General features: G+C 71.1%; 15 protein-coding genes. 10 read left to right on the plus strand and 5 right to left on the minus strand.

Annotated elements, in window-relative coordinates; translation table 11 throughout:
* The first annotated feature begins 91 nt into the window (after positions 1–91).
* Both ABD716_RS11410 and ABD716_RS11415 read left to right on the plus strand, forming a co-directional pair.
* Complete coding sequence (locus ABD716_RS11410; RefSeq protein WP_344776918.1) at positions 92–685, plus strand: YdcF family protein; 594 nt, start codon at positions 92–94, stop codon at positions 683–685.
* A 114-nt stretch (positions 686–799) separates the two neighbouring features.
* Complete coding sequence (locus tag ABD716_RS11415; RefSeq protein WP_344776919.1) at positions 800–1,807, plus strand: glycosyltransferase family 2 protein; 1,008 nt, start codon at positions 800–802, stop codon at positions 1,805–1,807.
* A gap of 11 nt (positions 1,808–1,818) precedes the next feature.
* Here the strand turns inward: ABD716_RS11415 and ABD716_RS11420 are convergent, their stop codons facing one another.
* Positions 1,819–2,379, minus strand: coding sequence for a TetR/AcrR family transcriptional regulator (locus tag ABD716_RS11420; RefSeq protein ID WP_344776920.1), 561 nt, complete (start codon positions 2,377–2,379; stop codon positions 1,819–1,821).
* A gap of 73 nt (positions 2,380–2,452) precedes the next feature.
* Between ABD716_RS11420 and ABD716_RS11425 the strand changes: the two genes are divergently transcribed.
* Positions 2,453–3,370, plus strand: a complete 918-nt coding sequence (locus ABD716_RS11425; RefSeq protein WP_344776921.1) for an SDR family oxidoreductase — start codon at positions 2,453–2,455, stop codon at positions 3,368–3,370.
* Positions 3,371–3,643: 273 nt separating this feature from the next.
* On the opposite strand, the gene recQ is transcribed toward ABD716_RS11425, so the two are convergent.
* Entirely contained in the window at positions 3,644–5,509 is a 1,866-nt protein-coding gene (gene recQ, locus ABD716_RS11430) for a DNA helicase RecQ (protein ID WP_344776923.1), read from the minus strand.
* Between the two features lie 58 nt (positions 5,510–5,567).
* On the opposite strand from recQ, the gene ABD716_RS11435 reads away from it, so the two are divergent.
* The 5 genes from ABD716_RS11435 to ABD716_RS11455 all read left to right on the plus strand — a co-directional run bounded on the left by ABD716_RS11435 (position 5,568) and on the right by ABD716_RS11455 (position 9,994).
* Entirely contained in the window at positions 5,568–6,161 is a 594-nt protein-coding gene (locus ABD716_RS11435; protein ID WP_344776925.1) for a hypothetical protein, read from the plus strand.
* A gap of 106 nt (positions 6,162–6,267) precedes the next feature.
* On the plus strand, positions 6,268–6,987 hold the full coding sequence (locus ABD716_RS11440; RefSeq protein ID WP_344776927.1) for a YcnI family copper-binding membrane protein: 720 nt from the start codon (positions 6,268–6,270) through the stop codon (positions 6,985–6,987).
* A complete protein-coding gene (locus ABD716_RS11445) occupies positions 6,984–7,643 on the plus strand; it encodes a copper resistance CopC family protein (RefSeq protein WP_344776929.1) in 660 nt (219 codons plus the stop codon). The genes ABD716_RS11440 and ABD716_RS11445 overlap by 4 nt, the downstream gene beginning before the upstream one ends.
* Before the next feature lie 97 nt (positions 7,644–7,740).
* Entirely contained in the window at positions 7,741–9,507 is a 1,767-nt protein-coding gene (locus tag ABD716_RS11450) for an MFS transporter (protein ID WP_344776932.1), read from the plus strand.
* Positions 9,508–9,520: 13 nt separating this feature from the next.
* Positions 9,521–9,994 (plus strand): MarR family winged helix-turn-helix transcriptional regulator, encoded by a 474-nt coding sequence (locus tag ABD716_RS11455; protein WP_344776934.1) that lies wholly within the window; start codon positions 9,521–9,523, stop codon positions 9,992–9,994.
* A 197-nt stretch (positions 9,995–10,191) separates the two neighbouring features.
* Here the strand turns inward: ABD716_RS11455 and ABD716_RS11460 are convergent, their stop codons facing one another.
* Positions 10,192–12,690 carry a beta-glucosidase family protein gene (locus tag ABD716_RS11460; protein ID WP_344776936.1) on the minus strand — a complete coding sequence of 833 codons (2,499 nt, stop codon included), beginning with the start codon at positions 12,688–12,690 and terminating at the stop codon, positions 10,192–10,194.
* Positions 12,691–12,782: 92 nt separating this feature from the next.
* On the opposite strand from ABD716_RS11460, the gene ABD716_RS11465 reads away from it, so the two are divergent.
* Positions 12,783–14,759, plus strand: a complete 1,977-nt coding sequence (locus ABD716_RS11465) for an adenylyl cyclase (RefSeq protein WP_344776938.1) — start codon at positions 12,783–12,785, stop codon at positions 14,757–14,759.
* 84 nt (positions 14,760–14,843) lie between these two features.
* Here ABD716_RS11465 and ABD716_RS11470 read toward each other — a convergent pair whose 3' ends face one another.
* Positions 14,844–16,778 carry a DEAD/DEAH box helicase gene (locus ABD716_RS11470; protein ID WP_344776940.1) on the minus strand — a complete coding sequence of 645 codons (1,935 nt, stop codon included), beginning with the start codon at positions 16,776–16,778 and terminating at the stop codon, positions 14,844–14,846.
* Positions 16,779–17,047: 269 nt separating this feature from the next.
* Between ABD716_RS11470 and ABD716_RS11475 the strand changes: the two genes are divergently transcribed.
* Positions 17,048–18,010 carry an alpha/beta hydrolase gene (locus ABD716_RS11475; protein WP_344776942.1) on the plus strand — a complete coding sequence of 321 codons (963 nt, stop codon included), beginning with the start codon at positions 17,048–17,050 and terminating at the stop codon, positions 18,008–18,010.
* 84 nt (positions 18,011–18,094) lie between these two features.
* On the opposite strand, the gene ABD716_RS11480 is transcribed toward ABD716_RS11475, so the two are convergent.
* Complete coding sequence (locus ABD716_RS11480) at positions 18,095–21,382, minus strand: efflux RND transporter permease subunit (RefSeq protein ID WP_344776944.1); 3,288 nt, start codon at positions 21,380–21,382, stop codon at positions 18,095–18,097.
* Positions 21,383–21,689: the final 307 nt, after the last annotated feature.

Here is a 21,689-nt window from a genome sequence, read left to right on the forward strand (position 1 = left end):
CCGCGAGCCGCCACAGGGTTTGGGCGCGTTGTCGAAACCGTCACATCCGCGGTCACGGCCCGCGGGCCGGCGAGTGTGAGATTTCGTCGACGTGCGCTTCGATGGACCCGTGCCGAGCGAGCCCGAAGTCGCGTCGGCGCCCGCGCGCCGCAGCATGCGCGGGCGCCGGGCTCTGCGTGCCGCCGCGGCCGTGGTGGCCGCTGCCGCTCTCGTCGCGCTCGCCGGCCTGCCCGTCTACGTCTTCCCGCGCGTCGATCGGCCCGTGCACGCCGACGCCGTCATCGTCATCGGCCCCTCCTCCTCCGACCGCATCTCGCTCGGGCGGCAGCTCATCCGCGACGGCTACGCGCCGCGGCTGTTCGTCTCGGAGCCGTCCGACAAGCTCTCGTACCGCCCGTGCCACGACGGCGACGCCACCTGCTTCAGCCCCGAGCCCAGCACCACCCGCGGCGAGGCGGCGTTCGTGCGCGCGCAGGCTCGCGCGCACGGCTGGTCGCGCGTCATCGTGGTCACGGGGCAGTTCCACGTGAGCCGCACCCGCTACATCTTCGGCCGCTGCAGCGGGGTGGCGCCCGAGATCGTCGCGGCGCACGAGTCGCTCGGCCCGGCCGACTGGGCGTGGCAGTACCTCTATCAGACAGCGGGCTTCGTCAAGGCGGCGGTCGTGGGGTGCGCCACGGTGTGAGGGGCCGGGCACCTCGAGGCACCACCCGGTTAGGGGGCTCGCAGGCGCGCGCCGTGCCATGGCTTACTGTCTGTAATGACTGAGAAATATTCATCTCGGCCGACGGTGGATGTCGTGACGTCGACGAATCGGACGTGCGACTTCTTCGGCGACGCGATCCGCTCGGTCACCTGCCAGCGCGGCGTCGCCTGGCGGCACATCATCGTCGACAACGCGTCGGGGTCGCCTCACGAGCTGCGCGCGGCCGTCACCGCGGTCGCCGCCGAGAGCGGCGACGGCTCGCGCGGGCGCATCACCCTGACCCGCAACGCCCCGGCCGGCCGCGCGCCCGGCGTGTCGGAGGGGCGCAATCACGGCATCGCACTGGGTTCCGGGGAATACGTCGCCTTCCTCGACGACGACGACGTGTGGCACCCGGAGTTCCTCGAGCGCCTGGTCTCGGCACTCGAGCAGGCGCCGGGGGCCGTGGGCGCCTATTGCGGCGGCGAGTTCATCGACGCCGCCGGGGTCGCGTTCGACGCCTGGCCGGCCGCGCAGGCGACCGCCGACGACATGCTGAGCGGCCGGCGCGCGATCCCGCGCATCATGGCGCTCGTCGTGCGGCGGTCGGCCGGCGAGGCGATCGGGTGGTTCGACCCGCGCTATGACATGGGCGAGGACAACGAGTTCATCTACCGCCTGCTCGGGCGCGGCGAGCTGGTCGCGGTGCCCGAAGCGCTGGTGGGCTACCGCCGCCACCCCGGGAACACGACGGGCGGAGCCGCCGCGCGCAAGGCGATGCGCGAGGCCGACGAGCTCTACCTCACGCGCCTCATCGCCGCCTCGCGCGCCGCCGGCGACCTGCCGCGTGCCGCCATGCTCGTCGAGAACCGCGCGCAGCTGCGCCGCCGCAATGCGGCCCGAGAGATGCACGCGCTGCTGCACGCGACGCGCACGCGGCGCGGGCTCGGCGATGCGCTGCGCGGCGCCGCGTGGGCGGTGCGGCACGCCCCGGGCGCGTTCTTCGGCTTCGGGCTCTCGCGAGTCCTTCCCCGCGGCGACCGCGCCCGCCGCGCGGGCCTCGGCGACACCTCGGTCGCGCTGGTCGCGTTCGCCGGGACCGCCCTCACCTATCTCGCCTGAGAAAGGCGAGCTCAGCACGCGAGTGCGCGCAGCTCGTCGAGGACGCCGACGGCGAGATCGCCGAGATCGGATTCCTCGTCTGCGGTGACCCAGCGGGTGAACGCCTGGTGGAACGCCACGCTGGTGAGCTCGGCCGTGAGCGCCGCAGCCGCCTCGCCGGTTCCGCGCGCGACGAGCGCCGCCGCGATCGCCTCGGTGAGGTGCAGTCGCTTGACCTGCTCGCGCTCCTGCAGCGCAGGGTGCGCCGCGATCACAGCGGCGCGGCGGCGCGCGTAGGGGTGCCGGCCCTCGAACCACTTCCCCGCGGCCCGCAGCGCGAGAGCCGCGGCGTCGAGGGGGCTCGCATCGGCGGGTGCTGCGGCGACGGCATCCGTGAACACGCCGTTGTACTCGACCGGGTCGCCGAACAGCACCTCGCGCTTGTCGGCGAAGTGGCGGAAGAAGGTGCGCTCGGTCACGCCCGCGCGCGCGGCGATGTCGGCGACTGTCGTGGACTCGTAGCCGCGCTCGACGAACAGCTCGAGCGCCGCCTGCGCGAGGCGCCCGCGCGCATCCGGCTTCCAACGTCCCATATCTGGATTCTAGGTGATGACACCTTCTGACATCGGTGCTATCGTGATGTCAGTTCCTGACATGGAGGTAGTCATGAAGGTATTCGTCACGGGAGCGAGCGGGCACATCGGCCAGCTCGTCACGGCCGAGCTGATCGCGGCGGGCCACGAGGTCGTCGGGCTGGCGCGGTCGGATGCCGGCGCGGAACGCGTCGCCAAGCTGGGCGGCGCCCCGATCGTCGGCTCGATGGACGACACGGCGCGGCTGGCGGAGCTCGCCGCGGAATCCGACGCCGTCGTCAATCTCGCGTTCAAGCACGACAACGGCGACTTCGGCGCGGCGATCGCCGCCGACCGCGCGGTGATCACGGCGATCGGCGAGGCGCTCGCCGACTCCGGGAAGCCGTTCCTCGCCGCCTCGGGCACCATGATGCTCGCGGGCTCGACGGCGCCGGGCGAGGTCGGAACGGAAGACGCCCCGATCGACACCGAGCACGCGCGCAACCCGCGCGCGGTCACCGAACAGCAGCTGCTCGGCCTCGCCGCACGCGGCGTGCGCTCGGCGGCGCTCCGCTTCGCGCCGACCGTTCACGGGCCGGCCGACCTGCACGGGTTCATCCCCTCGCTCATCGCCGGTGCGCGCGAAGACGGCACCTTCGGCTTCGTCGGCGACGGCAGCAATCGCTGGCCGGCGGTGCACAACCTCGACACCGCGCACCTCATCCGGCTCGCGCTCGAGAAGGAGGACCTGCCCGCGGGCATCCCCCTGCACTTCGCGGCAGACGAGGGCATTCCGTTCCGCCAGATCGCCGAGGCGATCGGCCGCGGCGTCGGCGTGCCCGTCGCGCCCGTGCCGCAGGACGAGGCCGCGGCGCGCTACGGCTTCGTCGGCGCCTTCATCGGCATCGACAACCCGACCTCGAGCGCCAAGACGCGCGAGCTGCTGAAGTGGGAGCCGAGCCACAACGGCCTGCTCGAGGACCTCGCCGAGGGGTTCTACTTCACGCGCTGAGCAGCCCAGAGGAAGCCCGCGCTTCAGAATGAGCCCACGGGGGCAGGGCGCTGCTGGGAGTGAGCTGGCGGCCCAGATCTCGCTCCGTCGTCGCCCCTCGGCGACAGTAGATGCCGTTCAGCCCTGTGCAGACCTCGCGGCGGCGACAACAGACGCTGGAATGCCGCGGGCTTTCCAACATCGCTTGTCGCCGCGTGAAGGGTGGGCGAGACGAAACGACAGCTGATGTCGTCGCGCGAGATGAACCCCAGGTCGACCCTCGGACTCATTCATCTAGGCAGCCGCGACGACCTCGAGCAGCGCGTCGCCGTACTGCTCGAGCTTCTTCGCGCCGATGCCCGTGATGCCCTCGAGGTCTTCGCGCCTCGCCGGCCGGGCGACCGCCACAGCGCGCAGCGTCGCGTCGCCGAACACGATGTAGGCCGGCACCGACTGCTCGCGCGCCGTGGCGGCGCGCCACTCGCGCAGCGACTCGAAGAGCGGGCGCGCCTCGTCGGGCAGCTCGGCCTGGCCCACGCTCACCCGCGCCGCACGGGTCGAGCCGCGGCCGGCCGACTCGTGCACGTCGCGGCGCAGCTCGACGCGGCGCTCGCCGCGCAGCACGGCCGTCGAGGCATCCGTGATCACGAGCGTGCCGTAGCCGTCGTCGCTCACCGCGAGCAGCCCGGATGCCAGCAGCTGACGCACCACGCCCCGCCACTGCGCCTGATTGAGCTCGTTGCCGATGCCCCAAGTCGCGAGGCGCTGGTGGCCGTTCTGCTCGACGCGCGGTGTGACCTTGCCCATCAGGATGTCGATGAGGTGCCCGGCGCCGAATTGCTGGTTCCGCTCGCGCTTTAGCCGCACGACGGTCGACAGCAGCTTCTGCGCGGGAACGGTGCCGTCGAAGGTCTCGGGCGGCGCGAGGCAGGTGTCGCAGTTGCCGCACGCCTCTGACTGCTGCCCGAAGTACGACAGCAGGTTCACCCGCCGGCACGACACCGTCTCGCATAGGGCGAGCATCGCGTCGAGGTGGTGGCCCATGCGCTGCTTGAACGCGCGGTCGCCCGGCGACTTGTCGATCAACTGCCGCTGCTGCACGACATCGGCGAGCCCGTACGCGAGCCAGGCCACCGACGGCTGGCCGTCGCGGCCGGCACGGCCCGTCTCTTGGTAGTAGCCCTCGACCGATTTCGGCAGGTCGATGTGCGCGACGAACCGCACGTCGGGCTTGTCGATGCCCATGCCGAAGGCGATCGTCGCGACGATCACGACCCCGTCTTCGCGCAGGAAGCGCGCCTGGGTCTGCGCGCGCACCGCCGCGTCGAGGCCCGCGTGGTAGGGCATGGCGTCGATGCCCTGCGCCCTGAGGAACTCCGCTGTCTTCTCGACCGTCGCGCGGCTCAGCGCGTAGACGATGCCGGCGGCGGGGACGGGCACCCCTGCGGCGTCGACCGATGCGGCCTGCTGCTCGCGGATGAAGGCGACCAGTTGCCTGCGCACCTCGTCTTTGGGGACGATGCGGTACTGGATGTTCGGCCGATCGAAGCTCGACACGAAGTGCTTGGCGCCGCGCAGCCCGAGCCGCTCGGTGAGCTCGCGGTGCGTCGCCTCGGTGGCAGTCGCGGTCAGGGCGATGCGCGGCACGGCGGGCCACAGCTCGGCGAGGTTCGAGAGCCACAGGTAGTCGGGCCGGAAGTCGTGCCCCCATTGGCTCACGCAGTGCGCCTCGTCGATCGCGAAGAGCGCGATCTCACCCTGCCGCAGCAGCTCTTGCACGCGCGGCGTCGCGAGCCCCTCTGGTGCGACATAGAGCAGGTCGAGCTCGCCCGCCACGAAGTCGCGCTCGACCTCGCGCCGCTCGTCGAAGGTCTGAGTCGAGTTGAGGAACGCCGCCTTCACGCCGACGGCCCGCAGGGCATCCACCTGATCTTGCATGAGGGCGATCAGCGGCGAGATCACGATGCCGGTTCCGCGGCGGATCAGCGACGGGATCTGATAGGTGAGGCTCTTGCCGCCGCCCGTCGGCATGAGCACGACCGCGTCGCCGCCCGCCACGAGCTGATCGATGATCGCCGCCTGGTCGCCGCGGAAGTCGCTATAGCCGAACACGCGATGCAGCACGTCGAGGGGCGCGTTCTGCAGCGAGGCGTCTGGCATGCGCCCCAGAGTAGCGAGGACCGCTGACACCCAGGGCATCGCCCCTACGCTTGTGGATATGGACCGACGGCAGCGCGCCCTTCGCGGCGTCGTGGCGTCGGCGCTCGCCGTGTTCGTCGCGGCGCTGTTCCACGTCGCCGGCGGCGGCTCGGAACCGGGCGCCGTCGCGATGGTCGTCAGCATCGTGCTCGCCGCACCGGTCAGCGTGCTGCTCGCGGGCCGGCGGCCGGCCCTCTGGCGGCTCGCCCTCTCGGTCGGGCTCAGCCAGTTCGCGTTCCACTTCCTCTTCGGGCTCGGGCAGCCGAGCGACATCCGCTTCGCGGGCGACACGACGATGGCGGGGATGCCCGGCATGCGGCTCCACGTCACGGGCGGCGCCCCCGCCGAGCTCGCGAGCTCGTCGATGTGGGCCGGGCACGTCGCGGCCGCGCTGGTCACGATCGCCGCCTTCCGTCATGGCGAGAGGCTTGTGCGGCGGATGCTGGCGCTCGCCGCCCGCTTCCTGGTGACCGCCTTCGCCCTGGTCACGGCGCCGATCGCCCCACGGCCTCGGCCCGTCGCGGCGGCTCTCGTGCCCCCTGCGCTCTTCCCGCAGTTCCTCGTCGGAACGACGCGGCATCGCGGCCCACCTGTTCGATTCGCCTTCCCCTGACCCCGCCGGTCGAGCGGCGCGCCCTGGCGCGTACCGAAGCCGCCTGCGCGAGCGGGGTTTCGATACGCGCGGCAGGCCGCGCTACTCAACCAAACGGATTGGACCCATGAACAGACGCTTCACCCTGCGCGCCGTCGCGGCCCTCGCGGCCGGCGGCGCACTCGCCATCGCCGCGCCGCTCGCGGTCAGCGCCCACGTGCGCATCGACCCAGACACCGCCCCTGCCGGCGGCTACAGCTACGTCAGCTTCCGCGTGCCCACCGAGTCGGCCACGGCGAGCACGGTCGGCCTCACGATTCAGCTGCCGACCGACACGCCGTTCACCTCGGTGAGCTACGAGGCCATGCCCGGCTGGACGGCGAAGGTCACGACCGGCACGCTTCCCGAACCGGTGACCATCGACGGGACCTCCGTCACCACGGCGCCCACGTCGGTGACCTTCACCGCCACGGGCGGCGGCATCGCGCCCGGCCAGTTCGGCGTCTTCACCCTGTCGCTCGGCAAGGTGCCCGACACCGGGAAGGTGCTGCTGCCGGCGACGCAGCGCTACTCCGACGGCTCTGTCGTGAAGTGGGACCAGCCGACGCCCGCGAGCGGCGAAGAGCCTGAGCACCCCGCGCCGACGCTGTACATCAACGATGCGCCCCCGGCAGACGCCGCCGGCATCACGACCGCCAGCCCGGCGCCCGATGCCTCGGCGCCTGCGCCCGATCACGCCGGCCTCGACACGGCGGCGCTCGTCGTCGGCTTCGCGGGTCTCGTGGTCGGCGCGGCCGGCCTCGTCGTCGCGGTGGTCGCCCTGATGCGAAAGCGGGCCGCCGCGTGAGCACGGCCAGACGTGCCGCACGGGCGGATCGCCCGCGGCGAAGCACCATCGCGGCACTTCTCGCAGGGGCCGGCGCCGCCCTGGCGGCCGCGGCGCTCGCGCTGGTGCCGGCGACGAGCGCCAGCGCGCACGACTACCTCGTCTCGAGCACTCCGGCGGCGAACGCGTCCGTCACGAGCGCACTGTCGCAGGTGTCGCTGACCTTCGACGACATCGTGCTCGACGACGGCGGGCACGGCGCCCTCGTGCAGGTGACGGATGCCTCGGGGCGCAACTTCGAGACGGGGTGCGCCTCCGTCCAAGACCGACAGGTGTCGGTGCCGGTCGCGCTCGGCGCCCCGGGCACCTACCGCGTGACCTGGCAGATCGTGTCGGCCGACGGCCACCCGGTGAGCGACTCGATCCAGTTCACCTACAGCGGCCCGAAGGCCGGCGACGGCCGCACGGGCCCGCTCGCGAAGTGCGGCACGACCGTCGCGGCGCCGAAGGCTCAGGCGACGGGGGCGCCGGCGCAGGCATCCGTCTCGCCCGCCGTGATCGTCATCATCGCGGTCGCGGGCGGTGTCGTCGTGCTCGCCGTGATCGCGGTGGTGCTCGTCATCGTGCTCAGCGGGCGGCGCACGAGAGCGAAAGACGGCGACACGACGGTGAACTGACACCGAACGAGGGCTCCCCGAGAGGCGCCGGGGTGCATAGCTGAGCTATAGTTACTTAGCAAAGCACAACTAACTTCTCTCGGAGAGCCCTCCCGTCGTGTCGAATTCCCTCTTCACCAAAGACCACCCGCGCTACAAGTGGGTGGCGCTGAGCAACACCACGCTCGGCATCCTGATGGCGACCATCAACTCGTCGATCGTGATCATCTCGCTGCCCGCGATCTTCACGGGCATCAAGATCAACCCGCTCGACGCGGCCAACGTCAGCTACCTGCTGTGGATCCTGATGGGCTACCTGCTCGTCACGGCCGTGCTCGTGGTCACCTTCGGCCGCCTCGGCGACATGTTCGGCCGGGTGCGCATCTACAACCTCGGCTTCGTCGTCTTCACGGTCGGCTCGATCGCGCTCGCGCTCAACCCGCTGAGCGGCGGCCACGGCGCGATGTGGCTGATCATCTGGCGCTTCGTACAGGGCATCGGCGGCGCCATGCTGTTCAGCAACTCGACCGCCATCATCACCGACGCGTTCCCGGCCAACCGCCGCGGCATGGCGCTCGGCATCAACCAGGTCGCGGCCATCGCGGGCTCGTTCATCGGACTGCTCATCGGCGGCCTGCTCGCGAACCTCTCGTGGCACGTCGGCACTCTCGACGTCGAGTGGGTCTTCCTCGTCTCGGTGCCCGTCGGCATCGTCGGCACCATCTGGTCTTACCTGTCGCTGCACGAGGTCGGCACGAAGTCGGCCGGCAAGATGGACTGGTGGGGCAACGCCCTGTTCGCGATCGGCCTCGCCTCGCTGCTCACGGCGATCACCTACGGAATCCAGCCCTACGGCGACTCGACCGAGGGGTGGACCAACCCCTGGGTGCTCACCGGCCTGATCGGCGGCGCCGTCGTGCTCGTCGGCTTCGTCTTCGTCGAGCTCGCGCAGAAGTCGCCGATGTTCGAGATGCGCCTGTTCAAGATCCGCGCCTTCGCGATGGCGATGCTCGCCGGTCTGCTCTCGTCGATCGGCCGCGGCGGCATGCAGTTCATGCTGATCATCTGGCTGCAGGGCATCTGGCTGCCGCTGCACGGCGTCGCCTACGACCAGACGCCGCTGATGGCGGGCTTCGCGATGCTGCCCATCACGATCGGATTCCTCATCTCGGGCCCGCTGTCAGGGACCATCTCCGACCGGGTCGGCCCGCGCCTGTTCGCGACCACCGGCCTGCTGGTCGTCGCGGCGACCTTCGTGCTGCTGATCGTCCTGCCGATCGACTTCACCTACTGGCAGTTCGCGGTCATCACGTTCTTCAACGGCATCGGCTCGGGCATGTTCGCCGCCCCGAACCGCGCCGCGATCATGAACTCGGTTCCCGCGAACATGCGCGGCTCGGCCTCGGGCATGGCCGGCACCGTGCAGAACTCGGGCACCTCGCTGTCGATGGGCATCTTCTTCTCGCTGCTCATCGCCGGCCTGTCGACCGCGCTGCCGAAGGCCCTGTTCTCGGGTCTGACCGGCCAGGGCGTGGCTGCAGACGTCGCCACCAAGGTGTCGACCCTGCCGCCGGTCTCGAGCGTGTTCGCCGCGTTCCTCGGCTACAACCCGATGGACACCCTGCTCGGCAAGGGCGGCATGAACGTGCTGTCGACGCTGCCCGAGCACGCCCAGAAGACCCTCGTCGGCAACGAGTTCTTCCCGCACCTCATCTCGGGCGCCTTCCACGACGGCCTGGTCGTCGTGTTCATCGCCGCCGCGGCCATGTCGGTCGTCGCCGCGATCGCATCGCTCATTCGCGGCAAGCACTACGTTCACGAGGTGCACGCCGTGGAAGAATCCATCGAAGCGCACGAGGCCGCGGTCGAGAAGGTCTCCCGATGACGAAGGCGTAGGAATGACCCGGACGGATCAGCCCAGCGGCACGAGCACCGCGTTGCCCGAGCCGACCGAGAACGACTTGGCGACGCGGTTCGCGGTCGCGATCGGCCGCATCAACCGGCGCATCCGGCCCACCCACGACGGCATCAGCCACGGGCTGGTGTCGGCCCTGGGAAGCATCGTGCGCGTCGGCGAGATCCGCCCGGGCGACCTCGCCCGCCTCGAGTCGGTCGCCGCACCGACCATGACCCGGCTCGTCGCCGACCTCGAGGCGCGCGGGCTGGTCACCCGCCGGCCCGACCCCAACGACGGCCGCTCGTTCTTCGTCGTCGCGACCCCCGCGGGCGTCGACGCCATCCGCCGGGCGCGCTTCGAGCGCGCCGAGCGCGTCGCGGCGCTGCTCGAGACGCTGCCGCCCGAGCAGCTCGCCGCCGTGAAGGCGGCCATCGACGGGCTCGAGGCCGCCTCGCAGGCGGCGATTTCGCGCTAGCTGGGCGCTGGTCGAGTAGCGACGAAGGAGCGTGCCGGGGCGCGCTCCTGGCGAGGAAGAGGTCTCGATACGGTCGCAGAGCGACCTACTCGACCAACGAAGGGGACCGCGGTCGCAGAGCGACCTACTCGACCAACGAAGAGGACCGCGGTCGCAGAGCGACCTACTCGACCAACGAGCGGGGCCGGGCGGGGCGATCAGAGTGCGATCGTGACCGAGCGCCCCTCGTCGCGGGCGTCGAAGGCCGCGCGCACCGTGTAGACGCCAGAGGGAAGCACCCACCGCTGCGCTTCGACGCTCCACACCTCGAAGGCGCGACGCGGAATGCGCAGCGTCAGGGCGACGACACGGCCGGCGAGCACGTTCTGCGCGGCGTAGCCTGCGAGCCAGCGCGCGGGCCGGTCCCAGCCGCCGTCGCCCTCGTCGTCGGTCGGCCCCGACAGATAGAACTGCACGACGCCGCGCGCATCGCGCTCACCGTCGTTCGTGAGCGCGACCGTGACGGGCAGGGTGTCGTCGGGGCTCCACTCCTCAGCGGCGATCGGCTCGCCGAGGCGCCATGTGCCGTACCCGAGCCCGAATCCGAACGGCCTGGCGGGCACCCGGCCCAGCCGCTCCCAGCCGCGGTAGCCGACGTGCACGCCCTCGCGGTATTCGACGACCCCGTCGACGGGCACCGCGTCGGGAACCGGAACGTCGGCCTCGGCCGCCGGCAGCGTCCAGGGCAGGCGCCCACTCGGCTCGACGGCGCCCGTGAGCGCGTCGGCCAGGCCGTGGCCCGCCTCCTGCCCGGGCAGCCACCACCACAGCGTCGCCGGCACTTCGTCGAGCCACGGCAGGGTCACGGGCGCGCCCGCGTTCACGACCGCCACGGTCCGCGGGTTCGCCGCGGCGACCCGGCGCACGAGCTCGTCCTGGCGCCCCGGCAGCGCGAGGCTCTGGCGGTCCCACCCTTCCGACTCGACCTCTTCGTTCGTGCCGACGATGACGATCGCGACGTCGGCATCGGTCGCCGCGGCCACCGCCTCGTCGAGCTCGGCCTCGTCATCGGCGCCGACGCCCGCGTCGTGGCGCAGCTCGAACCGCACGAAGCGACCGTAGGCTGTGGCATCCACCACCTGGCACTCGACCTGGATCTCGACGACCTTCTGCTCACCCTCGGCCACCTCGACGACCGTGCTCGGCCCCTCGGGGTGGTTCGCCGACGAGTTCAAGATCACATTCGCATCTGCGAAGGCATCGGACTCGCTCACCAGCTCGCCGTCGAACCACGCCTTGTGGGTGCCCGACAGCCCGACCTCGACCCGGTGCGCACCGGGCTCGGCCAGCACCACCCGCGCGGTGACGACGGCCGTCGTCGCACCGGGGGCGATGCCGCGGTTCCACCCCTCCGCGGCGGGAACGACCGTCGGCTCGCCCACCGGCTCGCCATCGGCGTCGAACAGCTCGAGCACGTAACCGGCCTCGCCCTCGGGCGTCTCGACGATCGCCGGATCGATCAGGTGCGCGAACCGCCGCGCCCCGACGCCGCGGTGCACCGTCAGCTCGGCGTCGGGGAACGCCTCGCGCAGCCCCTGCTCGGCCGTCACGAGATACGGCGCGGTGACGAACGCGCTGCCGCCGCCCTGCTCGAACGTCTCGACCGCGTTCGGGCCGATCAGCGCGATCTTCGTCACGCCTGCCGGGTCGAGCGGCAGCAGCTCGCCGTCATTGCGCAGCACGACGGATGCCCGCGCCACGGCCTCGCGCAGCAGAGCAGAGACGTCTTCCGCCGCCACCGCTGGTTGAGTAGGTCGCTCTGCGACCGTATCGAAACCCTCTTCTGACGAGGCGAGCTCGGCCGCGGCATCCGCTCGCTCACTCAGCTTCCCCACGCGCCCCGCCAGCCGCAGAATGCGCACGACCTTGTCGTCGATCACGCTCTCGGGCACGTCGCCCGCGGCGACGGCGGCGAGCAGCCTCTGCTCCCACGGGCCGCCGGGGCCCGGCATCACGAGGTCGAGGCCGCCGAGCGCCGACTCGACCGTGGTCTTCGTGGCGAGCCAGTCGCTGACGACGACGCCGTCGAAGCCCCACTCGCCCTTGAGGATGTCGTTGATCAGGAACCCGTGGTCGGTCGCCTGCGCGACCTCGCCCCCGGCCTCGACGCGGTTGTACGCGGCCATGATCGACCACGCGTGCGCGCGCGTCACGGCGGCCTCGAAGGGCGCGAGATAGACCTCGCGCAACGCCTGCTCGGGGATCCGCGCGAGGTACTCGGTGCGCTCGGTCTCGGACTCGTTGCCGACGAAGTGCTTCACGCAGACGCCCACGCCTTCGGCCTGCACGGCCTGCGCGAAGGCGACCATCGTCTCGGCGGTGAGCACGGGGTCTTCGCTGTAGGTCTCGAAGTGCCGGCCGCCGACCGGCGTGCGCTGCAGGTTCACGACGGGCGCGAGCACGACGTCGATGCCGAGGCGCTTCGCCTCGTGCCCGATGAGCGTGCCGAGCCGACTGACGAGGTCGAGGTCCCACGCGGCGGCGACGGCCGACGGGTTGGGCAACTGCGCGGCGGTCGGCGCGGGCTCGGCGATGCCGCGGATGCCGATCGGCCCGTCGCTCAGAGCGATCGCCTCGATGCCCAGAGACTCGATGGCATAGGTCGTGAACGAGGTCTCGCCGGTGAGCAGACGGACCTTCTCTTCGAGTGACGGCACGGGTGCCACACTATCGGCGCACGCCGTCACTTGACGGGCCGCGGCCGCCGCGACAGCCTGAGCTTCACACCGGTTGTTCAAAGGAGAACAGCGTGAACACAGGCGCGCGCACGCGCATCAGAAGGTCCGCCTTCATGGCGGCTGCACTGCTGGCCGTCACGGGCGTCGGCTTCGCGGCATCGGCCGCACAGGCGTCCCCTCTTCACCACCCGAAGCCCGGCACGCCCGACTTCGGCCCGAACGTCACGATCGTCGACCCGAGCTGGTCGGTCGCCGACATCAACAAGGCGCTCGCGGCGGCGGGCGGCGAGAGCGAGTTCTCGACGAACCGCCATGCCGTGCTCTTCCTGCCGGGCACCTACGGCTCGGCGAGCGGCACCGACGGCTCGACGCAGCCGACCGCCGACCTCGTGAACGGCGCGGTGGGCTACTACGAGCAGGTGGCGGGACTCGGGGCTTCCCCCGACGACGTCACGATCAACGGCGCGATCCACTCTGACGGCCAGGCGAACCACCAGGCGATGCCGTGGGCGGGTGGCGAGACAGCGCTCACCAACTTCTGGCGCTCGCTGTCGAACGTCAAGATCAACCCGATCCAGAAGGCGACAGAGGCCGACATCGCCGCCAACACGTATGTCGACGGCGAGTTCCCCGGCGTCGTGCCGGGCGTCTTCACCGAGGGCGACGCCGACGCGGGCCAGCTGACCTGGGCCGTCTCGCAGGCCGCGCCCCTGCGCCGCGTCGACGTGACGGGCAACCTCTCGCTCTTCCCCCGCTTCGGCGGCTACTCGAGCGGCGGCTACCTCGCGAACTCGAAGGTCTCGGGCCAGGTGATCTCGGGCTCGCAGCAGCAGTGGTACACCCGCGACTCGTCGATCGGCTCATGGAACGGCAGCGTGTGGAACATGGTGTTCTCGGGCGTCACCGGAGTCCCCGCGCAGTCCTTCCCGACCCCGCCGATGACGACGCTCGCGACCACCCCGGTCACGCGCGACGCGCCGTTCCTCTATTACTCGGGCGGGCAGTACCGCGTGTTCGTTCCGAAGGCACGCACCGACACGAGCGGGGTGAACTGGTCGACGGATGCCTCGGCCGGCCGCTCCCTGTCGATGAAGGACGTCTTCATCGCCACGCCCGCAGACTCGGTGCAGAAGATCAACGCCGCGCTCGCGCAGGGCAAGAGCCTCATCCTCACCCCGGGCGTCTACCGCTATGCGCAGCCGATCGAGGTGAAGCGGGCGGACACCGTGGTGCTCGGCCTCGGCCTGCCGACGCTCGTGCCCACCCGCGGCAACGCGGCACTCACCACCGCCGACGTGAAGGGCTCCGTCGTCTCGGGCATCACGGTCGACGCGGGCGCGAAGAAGTCGGCGGTGCTCATTCAGATCGGGTCGCAGCACGGCGGCGTCGGCGCGGGGCATGCCGCGCAGGCATCCGACCCCGCTCTGCTCTCTGACGTGTTCGTGCGCATCGGCGGCGCCGAGCCGGGCTCGGTCGACACGGCGATCCAGGTGAACTCGAGCCACGTGATCCTCGACGACATCTGGTCGTGGCGCGCCGATCACGGCGCCGGCGTCGGCTGGTCGCAGAACACCGCGAACACGGGGCTCGCCGTGAACGGCGACGACGTCACCGCGACGGGGCTGTTCGTCGAGCACTACCAGAAGAACCAGGTGGTGTGGAACGGCGAGCGCGGCACGACCGTGTTCTACCAGAGCGAGCTGCCCTACGACGTGCCGAACCAGGCCGCCTGGACGGATCGCTCGGGGCACACCGCACGCGACGGCTACGCCTCGTATCGCGTCGGCGACCGGGTGCGCACGCACACGGCCTACGGTCTCGGCGTCTACTCCTACTTCAACCAGGGGGTCGACATCGTGGAGGCATCCGCCATTCAAGCCCCGGTGACCCGCGGCGTGCGGTTCACCGACATGGTGACCCGCTTCCTCGACGGCAGCGGCAGCATCACGCACGTGATCAACGACGAGGGGGCCGAAGTGCGCCTCGCCCAGCCCGGCGAAGACGCGAACGCGGTCGAGACGAGCTACCTGGTCGCCAACACGCGCTGACGCAACGTTTGCGCTGTCCGGATCCGCTTCGCGCTGCTCGGATCCGGACAGCGTCGAGCGGATCCGAGCAGCGCAACCGGATGCCTACTCGGCGGTGCCGAGCGCGAGGTCGGTGAGCAGCTGGTCGCCGGGGCGCACCTGGTCCCACTCGGCCTCGATCTCGGCGCGCTCGAGCAGCCCCTCGATGCGGCGGGTGCGGCCGCGCGAGGTCAGCGTCACGACGACACCCGTCTTGCCGGCGCGGCCGGTGCGGCCCGCGCGGTGCAGATAGGTCTTGTACTCGTCGGGCGCGTCCGCCTGGATCACGAGGTCGATGTCGTCGACGTGGATGCCGCGGGCCGCGACATCCGTCGCCACCAGCACGTTCACGCGACCCTTGGTCAGCTTCTCGAGGTTGCGCGTGCGCTTCGACTGGTTGAGGTCGCCGTGCAGCGCGACCGCCGCGACGCCCTCGTCCTCGAGGCCGTTCGCGACGTCCTCTGCGTAGCTGCGCGTGCGCGTGAAGACGAGCGTCTTCCCGTCGCGGTCGGCGAGCTGGCGGATCACCTCGAGCTTCTCGCGGTGATCGATCACGAGAACACGGTGATCGATGGTGCCGGATGCCTGGTCTTCGCCCGCGACCTCGTGCACGGCCGGCTCGACCAGGAACTCGTTCACGAGAGCCGCGACGCCCGTGTCGAGCGTGGCCGAGAAGAGCAGCTTCTGGCCGCCGTCTGCGGTCTGTCGCAGGATCGTCTGCACCGGCTCGAGGAAGCCGAGGTCGCACATGTGGTCGGCCTCGTCGAGCACCGTGATGCGCACCTCGGAGAGGTCGAGACGGCCCTGCTCGACCAGGTCGAGAATGCGGCCGGGGGTGCCGATCACGATGTCGACACCGCGCTCGAGGGCGATGACCTGCGCGCGCTGCGGCACGCCGCCGTAGATCTGGGTGGTGAAGAGGCCGACCGAGCGCGCGATGGGCTGCACGGTGCGGTCGATCTGCAGCGCGAGCTCGCGCGTCGGGGCGAGGATCAGCGCGCGGGGCGCGCGGCCCTGCTGGCGCTTGCTGCGCTTGCCCGCGTGGATCTCCTCAGAGCCGGTGCGGATCAGGCTCTCGGCGACGGGAGCGCCGAAGGCGATCGTCTTGCCGGAGCCGGTGCGGCCGCGGCCGAGCACGTCGCGGCCCGCGAGCACGTCGGGGATCGTCGCCGCCTGGATGGGGAACGGGCGCTCGGCGCCCATGCCCTCGAGGGCGCGGACGATGCCCTGGCCGAGGCCGAGATCGGCGAAGGTCACGCCCTCGACGTCGCCTGCCTGGGTCGCCTGCGCCGTGAGTCGCTCGAGCACGACGTCGTCCTGCGGGGTGAAGGATGCCTTCGCCGCGGTATCGCCGTAGAAGTCGCGGCCTTCCGCACGTCGACTCGCCGAACCTTCCGCACGTCGACTCGCCGAAGGCGAATGGAGACGGTCACCGCGGTCGTAACGGTCTCCATTCGCGCTGCGCGCGAGTCGACCAGCGGAGCGATCGCGCTCATCGCGGTCGAAGCGACGCGGCGCACGGTCATCGCGGTCGAAGCGACGCGGCGCACGGTCATCGCGGTCGAAGCGGCGCGGCGCACGGTCATCGCGGTCGAAACGGCGCGGCGCACGCTCGTCACGGTCGAAGCGACGGGCGGGGCGATCGTCACGGTCGAAGCGGCGCGGCGCACGCTCGTCGCGGTCCCGGCGCTCGGGGCGGTTGCCGCGCTCGAAGCGGCGCTCACCGCGCTCGTGCTGGCGCTCACGCTCGAAGCGGTCCTGGCGCTCGAAGCGCTCGGGGCGCGCGTTCTCGCGACGGTCGGCCGAGTGGCCGCGCGCGACGCGCGTCTCGGACGACCAGCGGGCCTTCTTCTCGGGAAGATCGGCCGAGGAATCCGGTCGGTAGCCGCGGTGACCCGCGCTGCGCGACCCCGGCTTCACCCGGCTGCCGCGCGCATAGGAGGAATTGGGCTCGAAGTTCTTGGGCGCACGGCTGCCGCCGCGCTTCTCGTTCTTGGGCATGGAGAAGCCACTGCTTTCTGAAGATGTCGTATGAAGTCAGAACCCGCTCTGCGACGAGGTCCGGGAGCACAGATCGCTCCTACCGGCGCCTCTGACATACAAACTTTGGGTTGCCCTCACTGGGCACATCAGAAAGCCGACTCGACCAGGTTACGGCACGCCCCCTGTGAGACCGCCTGGCCGGCATCCTCACACCCGAACGGGTGGCGCGCCGAGCGCGCGAATCGTGCTTATGATCCCTGCGTTACACAGCAACGGGAGACGCCTCAGTGGCCACGCACATCTCACCGGCGTGGCAGCGGCTCCGGCACCGGGGGCGTGCACTCGCCGTTCTCACTTCTCTCACGGTCGCCGCGATCGCGCTGACCGCGTGCTCGGCGACGAATGCCACCCCGACGGCAGCCGGAGCGCACGCCGCCCCCGCGGCCGCAGCACACGCCAGCCCGCCGCCCGGGGTCGTCGTGACGGCCGATGTGCCCTACGCCGGCACCGCCGACCGCGAGCAGCAGCTCGACGTGTGTGCACCCACCGCAACGGGCCGGCCGCGGCCCGCCGTGCTGCTGATCCACGGCGGCGGGTGGCACTCCGGCGACAAGTCCACCGTCGAGGACACCTGCGAGTGGCTCGCCCAGTCCGGCTTCGTGACGTTCAACATCGACTACCGGCTCGTGCCGGCGGCTCGCTACCCCGCGCAGCCTCAGGACGTACGGGCCGCGCTGCGCTTCATGCGACGCCCGGCGACGGTGGGGCACTACGAGATCGACCCGACCCGCATCGGCGTCTTCGGCGGCTCGGCCGGCGGCAACCTCGCCGCGCTGCTCGCACTGCGCGGCAACGGCCCGCTCACCCGCGGCGACCGCGTCGCCGCGCTCGTCGACCTCTCGGGGCCGATGGACCTGACCGCCGGGGAGCTGACCGCACACCAGGACGCGCGGCTCACGGCCGATGAGACCGGATTCCTCAGCTGCCCGTCACTCGCCCGCTGCCCGTCTGCCCCGCTCGCCTCGCCGCTCAACGCCGTCAGCGCCGACGACCCGGCGACGTTCATCGGGCAGGCATCCGTCGACTTCGTGCCGCGCGAGCAGGGCGACGCGCTTGCCGCGGCCCTGACCCGCGTCGGCGTTCCGGTGACGGTCGAGACGACGCCGGGAACGCATCACTCCTTCGGGGTGCTGACGCCCAAGATGCGCACCGACATCGCCGCGTTCCTGCACGAGCACCTCGGCTCGTAGACACGACGCTGTCGCCCGTGCCTCTCCCGAGTGAGCTTCGCTCGCTCGGCGGCCGGCGCGCGGCAGCCCACTCGGCTGCCGCCGCTACGCGCCGGCCGCCGCCTCGGCACGCCCCGCGCGGCGCTCGGCACGCCGCTCGCGCGCACCCTCGACGAGGTTGTACAGCGTCGGAAGCACGACGAGGGTCAGCACCGTCGACGACACGAGGCCGCCGATGACCACGATGGCGAGCGGCTGCGAGATGAACGACCCGCGGCCCGTCAGCCCAAGGGCCATGGGCGTCAGCGCGCAGATCGTGGCCAGGGCCGTCATGAGAATCGGGCGCAGTCGACGCGAAGCCCCGTGGGCGACGGCCTGCGGCACCGGCATCCCCCGATCTCGATATTGGTTGACGAGATCGACGAGCACGATCGCGTTCGTCACCACGATGCCGATCAGCATGAGCACGCCGATGAGCGACGCGACGCCGAGCGGTACGCCCGAGATCACCTGCAGGATGATCGCGCCGGTCGCCGCGAACGGCACCGAGACGAGCAGCAGCAGCGGCTGCCGCAGCGACTTGAAGGTCGCGACCATCACGATGTAGACGATCAGGATCGCGGCGAGCAGGGCCAGGCCCAGCTGCGAGAACGCCTGCGACTGGCTCTGCTGCACGCCGCCGAGCGTCGCGGTCGCACCCGTCGGCAGCTTCACCGCGGCGAGCGCCGAGTTCACGTCGCGGTTCGCCTGGGTCAGGTCCTGCCCCGCGGGCGTCGCGGTGATCGTCGCGCTGCGCAGCCCCTTCTGCGTGGTGATCTTGGTCGGGCCGGTGGCCTCGTGCACGTCGGCGAGGGTGTCGAGCGCGACGGGGCCCGCCGCCGTCGGCACCTGCAGCGCCTTGAGCTCGGCGACGGTCGCCGGGGTGTCCGCATTGTCGAGGTAGATCTTGAGCGTCGTCGCGTCGATCGCGATCGTGCCGATCTGCGTGGGCTGCATCGCCTGCGACACGAGCTGGCTGAGCTGCACTTCGGTCAGGCCCGCCTGCGCCGCCTTCGCGCGGTCGACGTCGACGGCGAGGTAGGGCAGCTCGGCCGACAGGCCGCTCGAGACCTGCGTGAGCGAGTCGTAGCGCTCGAGCCTCTTCACGAGGGCGTCGGATGCCTGCTGCAGCGCCGCGTCGTCGGGGGCGGTGACGTCGATCTCGATGTCGCTCGAGCCGCCGAGCCCCTGGCTCGAGGCGAGCTGCACGGTGCCGACGTCGTGCAGCCCTTCGAGCTTGGCCCTGATCGTGCTCTGCAGCGCGGTCTGGTCGGCGTCGGGGTCGGTCGTCACGCTGAAGGTCGTGCCCGTGCCGCCGCCCCCAAAGGCATCGGCGATGGCACTGCCGCTGCCGCCGACCGAGGTCTGCACCGTCGTCACGCCCTTCGTCTCGCGCAGCGCCTTCTCGACGGGCTTCGACGCGTCGTTCTTGGCCGCGAGGCTGGCGCCCGGCGGCAGGGTCTGGTTGACGGTGAGGGTGTTCTGACCGCTGTCGCCGAGGAAGTTCGTCGTGAGCAGGGGGCCGAGCGCCGCCGTTCCCACGAGCACGAGCACGGCGATGACGACCGTGATGCCCGAGTGCCGCAGTGTCCAGCGGATGATCGGCAGGTACGCCCGCTGCAGCCTGGTCGGGTGCTCGAGCTCGTCGGTGCGACCCGCCTCGATGTCGGCGTCGAGCGCGGAGCGCGCGCCTTCGCGCAGCCTGGGCGGGCGCACGAACCAGTACGCCAGCACCGGAACGATCGTGAGCGCCACCAGCAGCGAGGCGAGCAGCGCGATGGTGACCGTGACGGCGAAGGGCCGGAACAGCTCGCCGGTCACGTCGCCGACGAACGCGATCGGCAGGAACACCGCCACGGTCGTGATGGTCGACGCGGTGATCGCGCCGGCGACCTCGCGCACGGCCCTGACCACGGTCGCCGCCCGGTCCGCCCCGGGCACCAGATGTCGCTTGATGTTCTCGATGACCACGATCGAGTCGTCGACGACGCGCCCGATCGCGATCGTGAGTCCCCCCAGCGTGATGATGTTGAGCGTGTAGTCGCTCGCCCACATCACGATGAACGTGATCAGCACGCTCGTCGGAATCGAGATCGCCGTCACGATCGTCGACCGCACCGACAGCAGGAACACCAGGATCACGATCACCGCGAAGCCGAGCCCGAGCAGGCCCTCTTCCGCAAGCGACGAGATCGACTGGGTGATGAACGGCGCCTGGTCGAACACCGTCGTGAGCTTCACGTCGCCGCCGAGCCGGTCCTCGAGCGACGGCAGCAGCTTCTTCACCGCGTTCGAGACCTCGACCGTGTTCGCCGCGGGCAGCTTGGTCACGGCGATCGTGAGCGCGGGCTCTCCGTTCACGCGCGACAGCGTGGTCGTCGGGTCCGTGTTGAGAACGACGGATGCCACCTCGCCGATCGTCTTCGGAGCGGCCGCCGGTTGAGCAGGCTGCTGCGCCGCGGTGGCGGAGCCCGCCCCGGGCGAGGTTGCTGCACCCGCGGCGCCGGTTGCTTGAGCCGCGGCCGCCCCCGCGGCCGCGCCGGCGGCACCTGCCCCTGTCGACGCGCCGCCGCTCGAGGCATCCCCGGCCCCGCCTTGCCCGCTCGCGCCCCCGCTCGAAATCAGCGGCAGCTTCTTGATGTCGTCGATCGAGCCGAGCTGCGAGCCGGCCTGCACCGTGAGCGTCTGCGAGCCGGCGGTGAGCTGGCCCGCGCCGACGAGCACGCCGTTCTGCTGCAGCGCGGTCGTGATGGCCTGCGTGCTGAGACCCGCGGCGGCGAGCTTCGCCGAGTCGGGCGTGATGGTCACGCGCTGGCCGGCCAACCCCACGAGCTGGGCGTCGCCGACGCCGTCTGCCTTCTTGATGTCGGGCAGGACGAGGCGCGTGAGATCGTCGCCGAGCTTCGCGGTGTCGTCGCTTCCGGTCGCGGCGATCTGGATGACCGGCAGGTCGTCCAGGCTGACGCTGATCACCTGCGGGGTGACGTTGTCGGGCAGCGTCGACGAGATCTGGTTGATCGCCTGGTTGAGCTTCTGCTCGGCGGTGTCGAGGTCGGTGCCGTAGTTGAACTGGGCCGTGATGAGCGACTGGTTCGTCGAGCTGACCGCCGAGGTCTGGTCGAGGCCGGGAACACCCTGGATGGCCGTCTCGATGGGGGTGCTCACGTCGTTCGAGACCACGGCGGGGCTCGCGCCGGGGTACGTCGTCAGGATCGCGAGCTGGGGGAACTGCACCGAGGGGATCAGCTCCTGCTTGAGGTTCGTCAGCGCGACCCCGCCGAAGATCGCGGCGCAGATCGTGATGAGGGCGATGAGCGCGCGGTTCTTCATGCTCAATACGGCGAGGTTGTGCATGCCGGGCATCCTGTCAGCAATCGGTCACGGGCGGCTGTGCGCTTATCGCCGCAGCCGCGCGCGCAGGTCGTCGCGAACTCGGCGCTTCTCGCGACTTGGGCAGCCTTTGTGACGACCCAGGGTGGTGACGCGCATCAGGTCGTCAGAAAGTCGGCTTGCGGACCGCGCATCAGCACAATCGTGACGACCGGATGCCTGAACGGGACCGACACGCCGCGCGACTTCTCCAGCACAGCGCCGTGAGGCAGGTGTCTGTCCCCATTCCGGCCGCTTCGCGGGAGGTGGCACGGCGCGGGTCCCGATGCTG

The organism is Gryllotalpicola kribbensis (genome assembly GCF_039538245.1).
GTDB lineage: Bacteria > Actinomycetota > Actinomycetes > Actinomycetales > Microbacteriaceae > Gryllotalpicola > Gryllotalpicola kribbensis.